Below are 14,625 nucleotides of genomic sequence, written 5' to 3' on the forward strand. Positions count from 1 at the left end.
CATCTGTGCTATCGTCTGCCTTTCTTCCGGTTTTTCCAGAAGGGCGGCACATCGCCGGCCATGATGCAGCCGAAGGGGTCAATGTAGTCCTCAATCTCCGCCAGATCGTAGGACTTGATCTGGGCCACGACGCTGTCCGCCTTTTTGTAGCTGGACGGCAGCTCTGAGGCATCCACCCCGCCGGCATGGAAGCGGATGTCCAGGCCTTCGGTCTCGGCTTGCAGCATCTGTTCCGCCGTCACGGAGCCCATCCGGCGTTTGTGCTCGGACCGGGAGAAGTTCCGCCCGGCGCCATGCGGGCTGAAACCCAGGCCATGTGCCGCGTCCTTGCCGCGGGCAACCAGAACCGGTTCCGACATGTTCAGCGGGATCAGGGTCAGCCCGGTGGCGTCGGCAGCATAGTCACCCCAGGCAGGCGTTGCGCCCTTTCCGTGGTAGTACAGGTCGCCGCGCTTGAAGACGAAATTATGTTCGTTCCAGTAGCGGTCGCCGACATCGCCCGTCCGTGCGGCCTCCACCGTCGCCTGATGAATGGCGTTGTGGTTGGCCTTGGTCCATTTGCGGATCAGCTGCAGCGCCTCCCAGTAGTCGCGCCCTTCCTGCGTGTCTGCCGGGATCCAGGCGTTCTGCTTGGAGGTCTCCGGCGACAGTTCCTTGCGGAAACGCTCGGCCACGGCCATGCCGTTCTTGTAGAGCACAGCCCCCGGCCCGCGGGAGCCGTGATGGGTCACAATTGCCGTCCGCCCGGTCTTGCGCGAGCGCCCGACAAACAGGAAGTGGTTGCCGTCGCCCTGGGTGCCCATGTGCTCCTGCGCCATGCGCAAGGACTTGGGGTTGTTCAGAAACGGGTTCTCCCGGAACGCATCCAGAAGCTTCAGCGAGGTTGTGAAGCGTTTGCCCTGCGGGCGGCCGCCAGGGCCGAAATGGGTGACCGATTGCGCCGCGTCCAGCACCGCCTTCGGATCCGCATTGCCCAGATCGGTGATCATCACCGAGCAGCAGATGTCTGCAGAGTGCATGCCCGGATGAATCGCGTTCCGCGCCGCGGCAATTCCGCCAACAGGGATCGTGCCCACCGGCCCGGCCGGGCAGGCGTCCGGCATGATAGCGCCGGCCTCAACCGTCGGTGTGCGCATCAGCTCGGTCATGGTCTGGCGAACCTGCGCGACATTGGTTTCCTCGTCCGGATGGGCTGCGTCGATGTTCTCCTCAAACGGCACTTCGCCGCGGGCGCGCAGGCTCATGGTGACGGGTTCAGGCGGGATCTCGCCTTCCAGCTCCTGGCGGATGCGCACCAGGCCAAAGCCCTCGGCCCGCATTTCGTTGGCCTTCTCCAGCAGAGCCGGAAACTGCTTGCCGGGGCGGTGGCCCCAGTCTTTCAGGTGCGCGCCGGTTACGGGTTCGCGTGCCAGTTCGTCAGTCATCTGTTTATCTCACTCCTCAATGGCCCCGGCGACAAGGGGGAAGAAACTGGTGGGAGGCCCGCCCCGCATCCGAATGGGCGGATGCGTTTTCCGTCTGGGCGCCGGCACGGAGGGGAATTGAACCCGCTCGGCCTGTCCCGGTTTGGTGCCATGTAGTTCCTTCGGCATTCGCCGGGGTTTTCCTTTCAATTTGGGCCAGGAGGACAATGGGGGCGGGACAGCGGACTCGAACCGCGAGGCGTGAGCCTCTCAACCAGATGATGTAGTCCCGCAGGCATTCCTCCTGCAGTATTGTGTTGGCTGGAAAGGCAGGACTCGAACCTGCAACCTGCGGCACCAAAAGCCGTTGCTCTTCCAATTGAGCTACTTTCCATTGCGGTCCCCGGCGACAAGGGGGTGGTGAAACGATCCTGCTCTACCAGACTGAGCTACGCGCCATCATGTGGTTGGCTGGCGCGGCGGGATTTGAACCCGCGACACGGGGATTAGATTCCTGTAGTTCCACCAGCATTCGCCGGGAGTGGAACCGATAACGCAGACTGGTCGGTATGGGGTCCCGCTCATGCCAGAAAGCGCCCGCAAGAGTGGAGGAGTCGAACCTCCAAGTTCCCCTGATTGTGCCCCCGCAATGTCTGCACTATTGGCTATCGCTTACTCCTTCGGTTCCATTCAAATCCGGTCAGGCGGACAAGAGATTTGCGAGACATCCGACAGGTTTCAAAGCTGTAGTCCCGCAGGCATTCCGCCTGACCTGTTTTCAAAATTCGATCTTTTCGATCTCGCCAACCCAATGGTCCGGGCCGGTCTGATCAGCTGCAAAGGCGGCGATCTGGTCAAAGACCGCATCCGAGAAGCCGCCGACGTTCAGCACATCCTTGCGCGTCTGCGCCTGGGTGGTGCCGTAGGGCGCGATGTCGATGCAGACCAGTTTGGCCTTGGGGTTGCGGCGCTTGATCCGCTCCCATTCCTGCATCATCGCCGTGCCCTGACGCCCGCCGCGGGCATCCGCCCACGACTGGTTGTCCGAGACGAACACCACCAGATCCGGCGACCGGCCGCGCTCGTTCAGCCATTTCAGCGGCGCCGAGCAGTTGGTGCCGCCGCCACCCAGCGCCGCCAGCTTTTCGGCATTGGTGAGCACAGTGTCCCGCGGCTGCAGGCGCACGCTGCGCACATCAAAGTCGAACGGCAGCACCTGGCAGCCGCGGTTCACCCGGGCAAAGGCCGCGGCAACCAGAGCGGCCACGTCCACGTGGCGCACCGCCGAGGCTGCCCCCGGACGGTAGCCGGTGACCGGCCAGGTCATCGAGCCGGACACATCCGGGCACACCACCACCTGGCCTGCAGCCTTGGGCACGTTGGCGACCGCGGTCTCCATCGCGTCATGCAGGGCATCCACGATCTGCTGCGGCATGTCGGGCGCAACATTCTGCGCTGCCACCATCAGCTGGTACGGGAATACCCGTGCCTTTGCGATGACCGCCGGGTCGCGCAGCAAGGCTGCAACGTGGTCCACGTTCTTTTGAACCTGGAATACACCGTGGCGGTGGAAGGTGTTCAGGTTCTGGCGAACCATCTGCCACGATCCCTTGCGGGCGATCCGGGCCCAGTGCTGCGGTGCCAGCGGCAGCTGGGTCAGCATCTGGAACGGCACATCCGGCACCGGCCCCTTGCCGGTTTCCTTGAACACCATCCAGTCCTGCACCACCTGCGGCAGCCGTGCCGCATTGCACGGCCGCCCGACGATCCAGGCAAACAGCGCCTCCCGCTCCGGGGTTGCCGGTTTCGGGTGCACCATCCTGATCACATCCGCCAGCGACGGGTCGTTGCCGATGTTGGCCTGCAGCAGCGCCCGGTCGGACGCCGTGTTCAGCCAGTTCTGCACCATCGCCTTGGGCGCAGAGCCCAGCGATTTGCGTCCCGTCTGGCCGGAGCGGATCACCTGCACAAAAGTGCGCAGCATCTTGCCGTTATCCACCCCCCGGCCAAAGACCGCACGGAACAGCACCGGGTCGCGGCGCGCCAGAACCGCCAGCAGCACGGCCGGCATGTCCTTCATATGCCCGTTCTTGCGGGAATAGACCGCCGCCCGGGCCAGAAACTCCGGGGGCACCGCTTCAGCGGTGTCGACAGTGTACTCCAGCTCTTCCTGAGGGCTCTGATAGTACATGCCGCCGAAGGTGCCGGTTACAGCCACCTGCGCCAAGGCATGCGCATCGGAATAAGCGTAGGCCGGCGCGCCTGCGGCGTTCCTTGTGTCTGCTTTCGGCAGCAGCCGGCCCTTCAGCGATGCAAACACGGATTTGTTTGCCATTTCTCTCGTCCTCGTTTGTTGATGGCAGAGTTTTGCCACGAGGCCCTCGAGTGAGCGAGAAAAAGCATGAAGTGATTTATGTAATTGATTTCATTTTGAAAAATCGGAAATTGCTGTTTTCCCCTCTTGATTGTACTATCCATTGGTATACCAATTTATCTAAATGGATAACACATGCGAAACATCGTCATCGGCTTTCTCGGCACCCAGCTTGATATGGGTAAAAAGCGGCGCTGGCGCCCGACGCTCAGCCTGGTTCAGCATGGCAGCTTTCATGTGGACCGGCTGGAGCTTCTGTTCGACATTAAGTTCAACCGCCTTGCTCATCAGGTGAAGCGCGAAGTTGAGGAGGCCTCGCCCGGTACGGAGGTGCTGCTGCAGGAGCTGAACCTGGACGATCCTTGGGATTTCCAGGAGGTCTATGGCAAGCTGTTCGACTTCGCCCGCGGGTATGGCTTTGATGAAGACCGGGAAAAGTACCATGTGCATCTGACCACCGGCACCCACGTGGCGCAGATCTGCTGGTTCCTGCTGACCGAAAGCCGCCATGTGCCTGCACGGCTGATCCAGACCGGCCCGCCCGGGCCGGAGGAAGCGGCCGCGAAATTCGACATCATTGACCTGGATCTCAGCCGTTACAACGCGCTGCAGCAGCGGTTCGACCAGCTGTCGCGGGAGTACAGCGATCAGCTGAAGGGCGGGATCGAAACCCGGAATCCGGCTTATAACGCCTTGATAGATCAGATTGAGCTGGTCGCAGGCAGCTCCGATGAGCCGATCCTGCTTCTGGGTGAAACCGGTACTGGTAAAAGCGAGCTGGCCGGCCGCATCTATAATCTGAAGCTGGACCGGCGCCGGGTGAAAGGGCGGCTGGTGCATGTAAATTGCGCCACGTTGAACGGGCCGGACGCGGTCGCAACGCTGTTTGGCCAGCGCCGCAGCTACCTGGGGCAGGCAGGGTCCGAGCGCAGCGGCTTGCTGCGCGAAGCTGACGGCGGAGTGCTGTTTCTCGACGAAGTGGATGAGCTGAGCCTTAGTATGCAGGCCATTCTTTTGCACGCGCTTGAAACCGGGCGGTATTATCCGCTGGGGTCGGACCATGAAGTTTCAAGCCGCTTTCAGGTTGTTGCAGGTGCCAGCCGTGATCTGCGTGCGTTGTCAGCCGAAGGGAAGTTCCGCACCGATCTGCTAGCACGGCTGGCCATGTGGAGCTTCAGTTTGCCTCCGCTGCGCGCGCGCCGGGAGGATATTGAGGCAAATCTGGTCTTTGAGCTGGCGCGCTCGGAACGGGTGCTGGGCATTCAGGTCGGTTTCAACGCCGATGCGCGGGAGAAATTCCTTCGTTTTGCCCAGGATCCAGGGACGCTGTGGCCAGCCAATTTCCGAGACTTCAGCGGATCGGTCCGGCGCCTGTGCACCCTGGCGCCCCGCGGCAGGATTACCCGGGCGATGGTTGAGGGGGAAATCTGCAGATTGCAAGCGGACTGGCAGGCCGCCAGTCCTGATGCTGATGTCAGGCTGGTGGAGCAGGTTGTGGGCGCGGAGGCGGCGGACCTTGATCCGTTCGACAGGGTGCAGCTGGCTGAAGTTGTGCGTGTCTGCCGGCGGTCGCCAAATCTAAGTGCGGCCGGCCGAAGCCTGTTTTCGGCATCGCGCCAGAAGCGCAAGATCCAGAATGACGCGGACCGGCTGCGAAAATACCTGCAAAAGTTCGGCTTGAGCTGGGAGGCTGTCACCGCGGGCCGTTTGGGCTGAGTGCTCACCAGTCAAATCCAAAGCGCGTGGTGCTGTTTGCAGTCCCTTTCCGGGAGCTGCCGTTTTGGGCCGAAAAATCAGAGTGCCAGCAGAGCCGAAAGGGGCGGTTGGGCACCCGGCTGTCTAACCGTTCCAAATCTCGGGGAAGGGTGGTAGCGGAGGAGGGACTTGAACCCCCGACACGCGGATTATGATTCCGCTGCTCTAACCAACTGAGCTACTCCGCCGCTCGCTGTGTGGGGGCGATTTACGGAATGCCGCGGGCTGGGTCAAGCGGAAAAGCAGCGGAAATGCCGATTCTCGGGAAGTTTTTCCGTGGCGCAGAGAAATGCTTTGAAAAGCAAAGGGTTGCGCAGCGCCATCGGCTGCGGTGCCTAAGGTTTATTCAAGCAGGTCATCCAGCGTGGACAGCGCGGGCAGCGGCAGCTGGTCAAGCAGCTGGAACACCAATGTGCGGCAGGATTCTCCTGTCCAGTCCGCTGGGTGGAAGCTGGCGGGCAAGTCGGGGTGGCGCAGCACCACGCGGCGCCAGCGGTGGACGGCAAGGGTGCGCAGGGTGCCTATCTGAGCAGCCGACAGGCCTGAAGGGGGCGGTGTTACCCGGCTCAGATCCTCTTGCAGCGCGGTGCAGGCCTCGCGCAGATGTTCGGGAAACAGCCGTGACTTGAGCCAGCCGGGTACGGCAATATTACTGACCTCGGCGGCCATCACGTCATTCAGATTGCGCGGCATTGGACCGTGGCCAAGCGCGGTGGTGCGGTTCACCGCCACGTAATTGGGAAGCAGCAGCACCTCGTCCAGGGTCGCCTGCCCGGTGCCATCCTCGGCAACAAGCAAGTGCCAGTCGCCGGGAACAGCCGCGCGGCGCTCATAGATCCGCGGGGTGACGGCAGCCGACTGGCTGCGCCCGTATTCAGTTAGATAATGCACCGAAGCGCGCCCGGCCCGGGCGCTTTCGATCCAGCCGTCCTTGCGCAGCCGGTGCAGGGCTACCCGGATCGCTTCAGGCTTGATTCCCATCGGCGTGATGATGCGGGTCAGTGCACCGCCGCTGATCTGGGCGCCTTTGTCCTGCGCCAAGTCACCGAACAGCGATACGATCACCGACCAGACCCGCTGGTTCTGGGGGTCGTTGAGATGCTGCACCGCAGTGTCAAACCAAGGGTTATGCTGTTCGTTCATACGGATAAACATAGTTCGCCCGGACGGGTTAGACCAGTCCGGGCGGATTAGGATGATAGCGCTAGCTGCGTCTTTTGGGCTGCCTCAAAAGGCGTTCATGGTCAGCAGCTCGTATTCTGCGGCCACTTCGCCGTCCTGATTGGTGAGGGTCACATGCCAGCGGACCTCACCGTATTCCTCGTTGCGGGGGGTCTTCTTCTTGACGGTCAGGCGCACCTTGATGCTTTCGCCGGCCTCAATCGGCTTCATGAAGCGCAGGCTGTCGAGGCCGGTGTTGGCCAGGACCGGGCCCTCGTCCGGCTGTACGAACAGGCCTGCAGCGAAAGACAGCAGCAGGTAGCCATGCGCCACGCGGCCCGGGAAGAACGGGTTCCGTTTGGCAGCTGCGTCGTCCATGTGGGCATAGAAGGTGTCGCCGGTGAAATGGGCGAAGGTCTCGATATCCTCCAGCGTCACGGTGCGTGGCGCGGTGTGCAGGGTCTCACCAATGGACAGCTCACCGAACTTGCGGGTGAAGGGGTGCGCCGGACCTTCGATCTCAGTGCCGCCGGGCACCCATTTCTCGCCGATTGCCGACAGGATGTCGGGCGAGCCTTGGATGGCAGTGCGCTGCATGTAGTGTTTGACGCCGCGCACGCCGCCCATTTCCTCGCCGCCGCCGGCCCGTCCGGGACCGCCGTGCACCATATGGGGCAGGGGGGAGCCGTGGCCAGTCGATTCCTTCATCGAATCACGGTTGTTGAAATAAAGGCGGCCGTGGTAGGCGCCGGCGCCGATGGCGACCTCGCGGGCAACGGCGGGGTCATGGGTGATGACCGAGGCCACCAGCGAGCCCTGGCCGCGGTTGGCCAGATCAATCGCGTGGTCCAGATCGCGGTAGCCCATGATGGTGGAGACGGGGCCGAAGGCCTCGGTGTCGTGCACGCGGCTGGCATTGTCCGGGTCGGCGCAGTGGAACAGCATCGGCGGCACAAAGGCGCCTTTTTCGGGGTCGGCGCCGTCGACGGTGAAACTCGCCGGGTCGCCGTGGACCAGTTCCGCCTCCTGGCCGATGATCGCGGCTTTTTCCAGCACGTCGTGTTTCTGGCTGTTCGAGACAAGCGCACCCATGCGGGTGGTTTCCAGGCGCGGGTCGCCGATGACGGTTTTCGACAGGCGGTCAGAGAGCGCCTCGATCACCGCGTCCACCTGCGCTTGCGGCGCGATGATGCGGCGGATGGCGGTGCATTTCTGACCCGCCTTGGTGGTCATCTCGCGGCTGACTTCCTTGACGAAGAGGTCAAACTCCGGCGTGCCGGGCTGCGCATCGGGGCCGAGGATGGAGGCGTTGAGGCTGTCCTGCTCGGCCACGAAACGGACCGAGTTTTCCAGGATCACCGGGTTGGCGCGCAGTTTCAGCGCGGTATTGGCCGAGCCGGTGAAGCTGACGACATCCTGCATGGTCAGATGGTCCAGCATGTCGCCGAGGCCGCCGGAGACCAGCTGCAGTGCACCTTCAGGCAGGATGCCGCTGTCGAGCATGAGTTTCACCGCCAGCTCGGTCACATAGCAGCTGTTGGTGGCGGGCTTCACGATGGCGGGCACGCCTGCCAGCAGGGTGGGCGCAAGCTTTTCCAGCATGCCCCAGACCGGGAAGTTGAAGGCGTTGATATGTACTGCAACTCCGCGCAGCGGGGTGCAGATGTGCTGGCCGAGGAAGGTGCCGTTGCGGGAAAGCTGCTCCACATCGCCGTCGAGATAGACATGGGCGTCCGGCATCTCGCGCCGCCCTTTGGAGGCGAAGACGAACATGGTTCCGATGCCGCCGTCGATGTCGATCATGTGGTCGGACTGGGTGGCGCCGGTGTTGAACGACAGATCATAGAGCGCCTGCTTGTGCTGGTTCAAATGGCCTGCCAGCGCCTTCAGCATCCGGGCGCGGTCGTGGAAGGTCAGCTTGCGCAGGTTTGCACCGCCGACAGTGCGGGCGTAGTCGAGCATTCCCTGCACGTCGAGCGCGTCATTGCCGGCGCTGGCGATCACTTCCCCGGTGATGGCGCTGGCGATGCTGCGGGCGCCTGCGCCCGGTGCGACCCATTGACCCGCTGCAAAGCTGGAAATCTCTAGAAGGCTCATCCTGTCGTCCTTTTCATCAGGCCGGGAGAAGCCGGCCGGCTGGAATCTGATGCTGAGATATATTGACCGTCCGGTCGGTTTATGCAAGAAGTTTGTCAAATGCACCGCTGACAGGGTGAGGGAGCGATGAGCGACACGATTCTGACGCAGGATCACGGGGGCTGGGTGGAGATCACCCTGAACCGCCCGGACCGTCTGAACAGTTTTAACGAGGAGATGCACCTGGCATTGCGCACCGCGCTGGAGGCCGCGCGCGATGGCGGTGCGCGGGCGGTTTTGCTGACAGGAGCAGGCCGCGGCTTTTGCGCCGGCCAGGATCTGGGTGACCGCGACCCGCGCAAAATGGACGGGCCGCCGGACCTGAGCCAGACCGTGCGGACCTTCTATGCGCCGCTGGTGCGGCTGATCCGCTCGCTGAACTTCCCGGTGATCTGCGCGGTGAACGGCGTAGCTGCGGGTGCAGGCGCCAATCTGGCGCTGGCCTGCGATATGGTGCTGGCGGGCGAAAGCGCCAAGTTCATTCAGTCGTTCTCCAAGGTCGGCCTGATCCCGGATACCGGCGGCAGCTGGCATCTGCCGCGGCTCTTGGGTGAGGCCCGCGCCAAAGGGCTGGCGCTGACAGCTGAGCCGCTGCCTGCAAAGAAGGCCGAGGATTGGGGCCTGATCTGGAAGGCTCTGCCGGATGAGGAGCTGATGGCAGAGGCGCGCGCGATGGCTGAGAAATTCGCAAACGGCCCGACGCTGGGTCTGGGGCTGACCAAGCAGTGCATCCAGGCCGCGGCCGTCAACACGCTGTCCGACCAGCTGGAGATCGAGGCGGACGCAATGAAGACCTGCGGCGAAAGCGTGGACTACGCGGAAGGCGTCGCTAGCTTCCTGGAAAAACGTGCGCCCGAATTCAAAGGCAAATGACCATGACCCCGACAGAACGTGCCGAGAAATCTGCCGCTGCCATGTGGGCTGATGACCACGCCTCGAAATGGGCGGGGATGGAGATCACCCATGTGGACGAGGGCGAGGCCACGCTGGAGCTGACCATCGCCCAGCACCATTGCAACGGGCATGGCATCTGCCATGGCGGCGTGACCTTCATGCTGGCCGACAGCGCCTTTGCCTTTGCCTGCAACAGCCGCAATCAATCGACCGTGGCGCAGCACAACGTGATCAGCTTCACCGCGCCGGGGCGGCTGGGCGACAGGCTGACGGCCAAGGCCCGCGAGATTTCCCTGACCGGGCGCAGCGGCATTTATGACGTGACAGTGACCAATCAGGACGGCCAGCAGATCGCCGAGTTCCGGGGCTTCTCCCGGGCGGTCAAAGGCCGGCTGTTTGACGAATAAGGTGTGGAGGACGCCATGGAAGACCTGAGCCCCAAGAAGGGTGAATTGGACCCGATTGAGATCGCTTCGATCGACGAAATCCGCAGCTTGCAGCTGGAGCGGCTGAAATGGTCGCTGCGCCATGCCTATGACAACGTGCCGATGTACAAGCAGCGGTTCGATGAGGCCGGCGTACACCCCGATGACCTGCAGGAGCTGAAGGACCTGGCCAAGTTCCCCTTCACCTACAAGAACGACCTGCGGGACAATTACCCCTTTGGCCTGTTTGCGGTGCCGCGCAGTGAAATCATCCGCCTGCATGCGTCCTCCGGCACCACCGGCAAGCCGACGGTGGTGGGTTATACCGCAAATGACATCAGCAATTGGGCCGATCTGGTGGCGCGGTCCTTGCGCGCCTCCGGACTGCGCAAGGGCGACATGGTGCATAACGCCTACGGCTACGGCCTGTTCACAGGCGGGCTGGGCGCGCATTACGGGATTGAACGTCTGGGCGCCACTGTGGTGCCGATGTCAGGCGGGCAGACCGAAAAGCAGGTTGGCCTGATCACAGATTTCAAACCCGACGGGATCATGGTGACGCCGTCCTACATGCTCAACATTTTAGAGCAGTACCACAAGGTCGGCATGGACCCGCGCTCCTGTTCCCTGAAAGTTGGTATCTTTGGCGCCGAACCCTGGACCGATGCGATGCGCAAGGAGGTCGAAGAGGCCTTCGATATGCACGCCGTCGATATCTACGGCCTGTCAGAGATCATGGGGCCGGGGGTGGCCAACGAATGCGTCGAGACCAAGGACGGCCCGGTGATCTGGGAAGACCACTTCCTGCCGGAAATCATCGACCCGGAAAGTGGCGAAGTGCTGCCGGATGGTGAACTGGGCGAGCTGGTGTTCACTACGCTGACCAAGGAAGGCCTGCCGATGGTGCGCTACCGCACCCGCGACCTGACCCGCCTGCTGCCGGGCACTGCACGCTCGATGCGGCGGATGGAGAAGATCACCGGGCGCAGCGACGACATGATCATCCTGCGCGGCGTTAATGTCTTCCCCAGCCAGGTGGAGGAGCAGCTGCTGGCCACCGGTGGCCTCGCGCCTTACTACCAGATCGAGCTCTATAAATCCGGCCGCATGGACGCGATGCGGGTGTTTGTGGAGGCCAATCCGGATGCTGCGGATGAGCTGAGCAGGACCGCCGCAGCGCGGATGCTGACCAAGCGGATCAAGGATATGGTTGGCGTTTCGACCGAGATCATTGTAGGCGACCCGGGGTCCGTCGAGCGCAGCCAGGGCAAGGCCAAGCGCGTTGTCGACAACCGCGGTAAGGAGTGAGCTTTGGCCCGCACGATTGCAAAAGACCATGATCAGAAGCGCGCGCAGATCCTGAAATCCGCAGCCAAAGTGTTTGCGGAGGCCGGGTACGACCGCGCGTCGATGACCCAGCTGGCGCGTGAGTGCGGGATCTCCAAGGCGAACATCTACCATTATTATGACAGCAAGGATGCCGTGCTGTTCGGCCTCCTTGATACTTACCTGAGCGAACTGCGCGACAGAGTCTGCAGCGTGGAGCTGGACGGCTATGGCCCCGAAGACCGGCTGCGCCGCATCGTGGCTGAGATCATGCTGGCCTATCAAGGCGCCGACCACGAGCACCAGGTGCAGATCGGGGCCATGGGGGCATTGCCGGAAGAGCAGCAGAAGCTGCTGCGCGGCTATCAGCGCGAGATGGTGCAATTTGTGAGCAATGCCTTGGCGGCAGTGGCGCCGGAAGTGTTTCAGGGCGACTCAGCCAAGCTGCGCGGGGCCACCATGTCACTGTTTGGCATGCTCAACTGGTACTACATGTGGAATTCCGGCGCCGGGTCTCAGGCGCGCGAGGACTACGCGCAGCTCGCCGCTGAGCTGGTTTTGAACGGAGTCAAAGGGCTTTAGCAGCTTTCGATGCCTTGCACGAAAACTTGAAGCGAATGCGTGGCAGAGTTTGTTTTGCGTTTGCGGCGGCCTGCATTAGCCTTTTGTCCCCAAATGGAGGGCGAGATGGCGAATTCCGAGAGCTTCGAAAAATTCTATTACAAGAAAGTTGGTTTGGGCGAAGGCTGCGGCTGCGCTGAGCGGGTCATCGACAATCACGAGCTTGACCGGCTGTCAGGGCGCGCTGTGATGAAATCCTTGGGAAGCAAGTTCTCGTTTCGCGCCTTTGCTCTGAAGTACGGGCTGATCTCCCGGCGCCATCCCGCACCGGACGCGGAATAGAAGTTTGCGTCAGCAAGCCGGGACGGCCCGCTGACGCGATTTCGCCTGTTTTACAGCTGCACCGGCGGCACCATGCCGACGATGTCGTAAGTCTTGCGCAGGATCGGCACGGTGATTTCCCGCGCGCGCTGCGACCCGCGGGCCAGGATGCGGTCGATTTCATCCTGATTGTCCATCAGGCGCGCCATCTCAGTGGAGATCGGCGCCAGTTTTGAGACCGCCAGATCCGCCAGCATCGGTTTGAACTCCGAGAACTGCTTGCCGCCCACATCGGCCAGAACCTGATCGACGCTCTGCTCGTTCAGGGCGGCATAGATGTTGACCAGATTGCGTGCCTCGGGGCGCTCTTCCAGGCCATTCGCCTCAGACGGCAGCGCCTCCGGGTCGGTTTTGGCCTTGCGGATCTTCTTGGCGATGGCGTCGGCATCATCGGTCAGGTTGATGCGGGAGGCATCGGAGACATCCGACTTCGACATCTTCTTGGAACCGTCTCGCAGGCTCATGACGCGGGTGGCGGCGCCTTCGATGACCGGCTCGGTCTCCGGGAAGAAATCTACGCCGTAGTCGTGGTTGAACTTGATGGCGATGTCGCGGGTCAGTTCCAGGTGCTGCTTCTGGTCCTCGCCCACCGGCACATGGGTGGCGTGGTAGACCAGAATGTCCGCCGCCATCAGCGCCGGATAGGCAAACAGGCCTAGCGAGGCGTTCTGGGCGTTCTTGCCCGCCTTGTCCTTCCACTGGGTCATCCGCTGCATCCAGCCCATGCGGGCGACGCAGTTGAAGATCCACGCCAGCTGCGCATGCTCAGGCACCTGGGACTGGTTGATCAGGATCGACTTTTCCGGATCGATGCCGGCGGCGATGAAGCCTGCGCAAAGCTCACGGGTGGATTTCATCAGGTCCTTGGGATCCTGCCAGACGGTGACCGCGTGCAGGTCGACCATGCAGTAGATGGTCTCAAAATCGGCGCCTTGCATGTCGACAAAGCGCTTCATCGCGCCGAGATAATTGCCGAGGTGCAGGTTGCCCGTGGGCTGGATGCCCGAGAACACGCGCGGGGTGAAGGCGGATTCGCTCATTTGGGCGGAACTCCCGTCTGGAAATAGCAACCCCGGTGGCTTACCCATGGGGCCAGGATAGGTCAACAGGCGCGGGGGATTCCGTGCCGCAAGGAGCCCGGATGAGCAGCCAGCCCCATAATGCCCCCGTAAACCCGCTGCCCCCCGCCGTTGTGGCGCTGGTGCTAGTCATCATGGGAGTGGAGGCCGTTTTCTCGCTAGGCGCCCGCGGCATCCTGGGCGATGCGTCGGCGATCGGCTGGCGGCTGGAGGCGGTGCAGTCTTATGCGTTCTCCAGCGAGATCTTCTGGTGGATGCAGGAAAGCGGCCGCTGGCTGCCGGAGCATCTGATACGTTTTCTCTCCTATGTCTTTGTGCACGGCGCTTTTACCCATGCGCTGTTCGTCTGCGTTTTTGTGCTGGCGATGGGCAAGATGGTCGGCGAGGTGATGGGCGATCTGGCGATGGTTATGATCTTTCTGCTGTCCGGTGCCGGTGGCGCGCTGGGCTATGCGTTGCTGATTGGCGGCGGCCAGCCTTTGGTTGGCGGCTTTCCAGCGGTCTACGGGCTGATCGGGGCCTTCACCTTTTTGCTGTGGCGGTCGCTGGCCTCGGTGGGCGCGCAGCAGAGCCGGGCGTTTTCGCTGATCGCTTTCCTGATGGGGGCGCAGCTGCTGTTCGGACTGCTGTTTGGCGGCCAGAAGGATTGGGTGGCGGATCTGGCGGGTTTTGCCACCGGCTTTGGCCTGTCGTTCTTCCTGGCGCCGGGCGGCTGGGCCCGGATCCGCAACCGGATCCGTCACGACTGACGGCGGGGGCTCCCGCCCGCTGTCAAAGCCCCTGGCGGGGCAGATCCAGCCGTTGGGCCGGGCCGCGCTGACGCGCGGCCGGAGATTCGCTGAGAAGCGTTTCAGGGGCAAGTTTGCCCTTGAAGCGCCTTGCTGTTGTAGGTTTGGCCGGTCCCGGGTTAGCCTTGTTTCTTCAGCGGGCAGGTGTTGAGGCCGATGATCCGGTAGAGCGGGCAATAGCCGGCCAGGCCGGTGGCCAGCGGCACCAGGCCAATAAGCCCCCACAGGGTTTGCGGGCCGATGAAAACCAGCGACAGCAGGGCTAGGCCGAGGAGGATGCGCAGGGAGCGGTCGAGCGGGCCTTCGTTGCGGGGCATTGCTTTGTCCTTTCGAACTCAGTTT

At 62.6% G+C, this 14,625-nt stretch carries 13 protein-coding genes and 2 tRNA genes; 7 read left to right on the forward strand and 8 right to left on the reverse strand.

Features of this window, described 5'->3' with window-relative positions; all coding sequences use genetic code 11:
• Window positions 1-8: 8 nt before the first annotated feature.
• The 3 genes from RA20_RS02845 to RA20_RS02855 all read right to left on the reverse strand — a co-directional run bounded on the left by RA20_RS02845 (window position 9) and on the right by RA20_RS02855 (window position 3,738).
• A complete protein-coding gene (locus tag RA20_RS02845; protein WP_039124434.1) occupies window positions 9-1,424 on the reverse strand; it encodes an RtcB family protein in 1,416 nt (471 codons plus the stop codon).
• Between the two features lie 297 nt (window positions 1,425-1,721).
• Window positions 1,722-1,797 (reverse strand) — tRNA-Gln (locus RA20_RS02850).
• Between the two features lie 384 nt (window positions 1,798-2,181).
• Window positions 2,182-3,738 (reverse strand): RNA-binding protein, encoded by a 1,557-nt coding sequence (locus RA20_RS02855; RefSeq protein ID WP_039124436.1) that lies wholly within the window; start codon window positions 3,736-3,738, stop codon window positions 2,182-2,184.
• Window positions 3,739-3,912: 174 nt separating this feature from the next.
• Here RA20_RS02855 and rtcR point away from each other — a divergent pair, with 174 nt between their 5' ends.
• Window positions 3,913-5,493, forward strand: a complete 1,581-nt coding sequence (rtcR, locus tag RA20_RS02860; RefSeq protein WP_039124438.1) for an RNA repair transcriptional activator RtcR — start codon at window positions 3,913-3,915, stop codon at window positions 5,491-5,493.
• A gap of 150 nt (window positions 5,494-5,643) precedes the next feature.
• On the opposite strand, the gene RA20_RS02865 is transcribed toward rtcR, so the two are convergent.
• The 3 genes from RA20_RS02865 to paaZ form a co-directional block, all read right to left on the reverse strand.
• Window positions 5,644-5,720 (reverse strand) — tRNA-Met (locus tag RA20_RS02865).
• A gap of 154 nt (window positions 5,721-5,874) precedes the next feature.
• Window positions 5,875-6,687, reverse strand: a complete 813-nt coding sequence (locus tag RA20_RS02870) for a PaaX family transcriptional regulator C-terminal domain-containing protein (protein WP_241482202.1) — start codon at window positions 6,685-6,687, stop codon at window positions 5,875-5,877.
• A gap of 72 nt (window positions 6,688-6,759) precedes the next feature.
• Window positions 6,760-8,790 carry a phenylacetic acid degradation bifunctional protein PaaZ gene (gene paaZ / locus RA20_RS02875; protein ID WP_039124440.1) on the reverse strand — a complete coding sequence of 677 codons (2,031 nt, stop codon included), beginning with the start codon at window positions 8,788-8,790 and terminating at the stop codon, window positions 6,760-6,762.
• Window positions 8,791-8,916: 126 nt separating this feature from the next.
• On the opposite strand from paaZ, the gene paaG reads away from it, so the two are divergent.
• The 5 genes from paaG (at window position 8,917) to RA20_RS02900 (ending at window position 12,377) form a co-directional block, all read left to right on the forward strand.
• Window positions 8,917-9,702 (forward strand): 2-(1,2-epoxy-1,2-dihydrophenyl)acetyl-CoA isomerase PaaG, encoded by a 786-nt coding sequence (gene paaG / locus RA20_RS02880; protein WP_039124442.1) that lies wholly within the window; start codon window positions 8,917-8,919, stop codon window positions 9,700-9,702.
• A 2-nt stretch (window positions 9,703-9,704) separates the two neighbouring features.
• Window positions 9,705-10,130, forward strand: coding sequence for a hydroxyphenylacetyl-CoA thioesterase PaaI (gene paaI / locus RA20_RS02885; RefSeq protein ID WP_039124509.1), 426 nt, complete (start codon window positions 9,705-9,707; stop codon window positions 10,128-10,130).
• A gap of 15 nt (window positions 10,131-10,145) precedes the next feature.
• Window positions 10,146-11,456, forward strand: coding sequence for a phenylacetate--CoA ligase PaaK (gene paaK, locus RA20_RS02890; RefSeq protein WP_039124444.1), 1,311 nt, complete (start codon window positions 10,146-10,148; stop codon window positions 11,454-11,456).
• Window positions 11,457-11,459: 3 nt separating this feature from the next.
• Window positions 11,460-12,056 (forward strand): TetR/AcrR family transcriptional regulator, encoded by a 597-nt coding sequence (locus tag RA20_RS02895; protein WP_039124445.1) that lies wholly within the window; start codon window positions 11,460-11,462, stop codon window positions 12,054-12,056.
• A 105-nt stretch (window positions 12,057-12,161) separates the two neighbouring features.
• Window positions 12,162-12,377 carry a hypothetical protein gene (locus RA20_RS02900; protein WP_039124511.1) on the forward strand — a complete coding sequence of 72 codons (216 nt, stop codon included), beginning with the start codon at window positions 12,162-12,164 and terminating at the stop codon, window positions 12,375-12,377.
• Between the two features lie 50 nt (window positions 12,378-12,427).
• On the opposite strand, the gene trpS is transcribed toward RA20_RS02900, so the two are convergent.
• Entirely contained in the window at window positions 12,428-13,456 is a 1,029-nt protein-coding gene (trpS, locus tag RA20_RS02905) for a tryptophan--tRNA ligase (protein ID WP_039124447.1), read from the reverse strand.
• 101 nt (window positions 13,457-13,557) lie between these two features.
• Between trpS and RA20_RS02910 the strand changes: the two genes are divergently transcribed.
• Entirely contained in the window at window positions 13,558-14,244 is a 687-nt protein-coding gene (locus RA20_RS02910; RefSeq protein ID WP_039124449.1) for a rhomboid family intramembrane serine protease, read from the forward strand.
• Between the two features lie 158 nt (window positions 14,245-14,402).
• Here the strand turns inward: RA20_RS02910 and RA20_RS02915 are convergent, their stop codons facing one another.
• On the reverse strand, window positions 14,403-14,600 hold the full coding sequence (locus tag RA20_RS02915; RefSeq protein WP_039124451.1) for a YgaP family membrane protein: 198 nt from the start codon (window positions 14,598-14,600) through the stop codon (window positions 14,403-14,405).
• Window positions 14,601-14,625: the final 25 nt, after the last annotated feature.

Source organism: Leisingera sp. ANG-Vp (assembly GCF_000813725.1).
In the GTDB taxonomy this organism is placed as follows: Bacteria; Pseudomonadota; Alphaproteobacteria; order Rhodobacterales; family Rhodobacteraceae; genus Leisingera.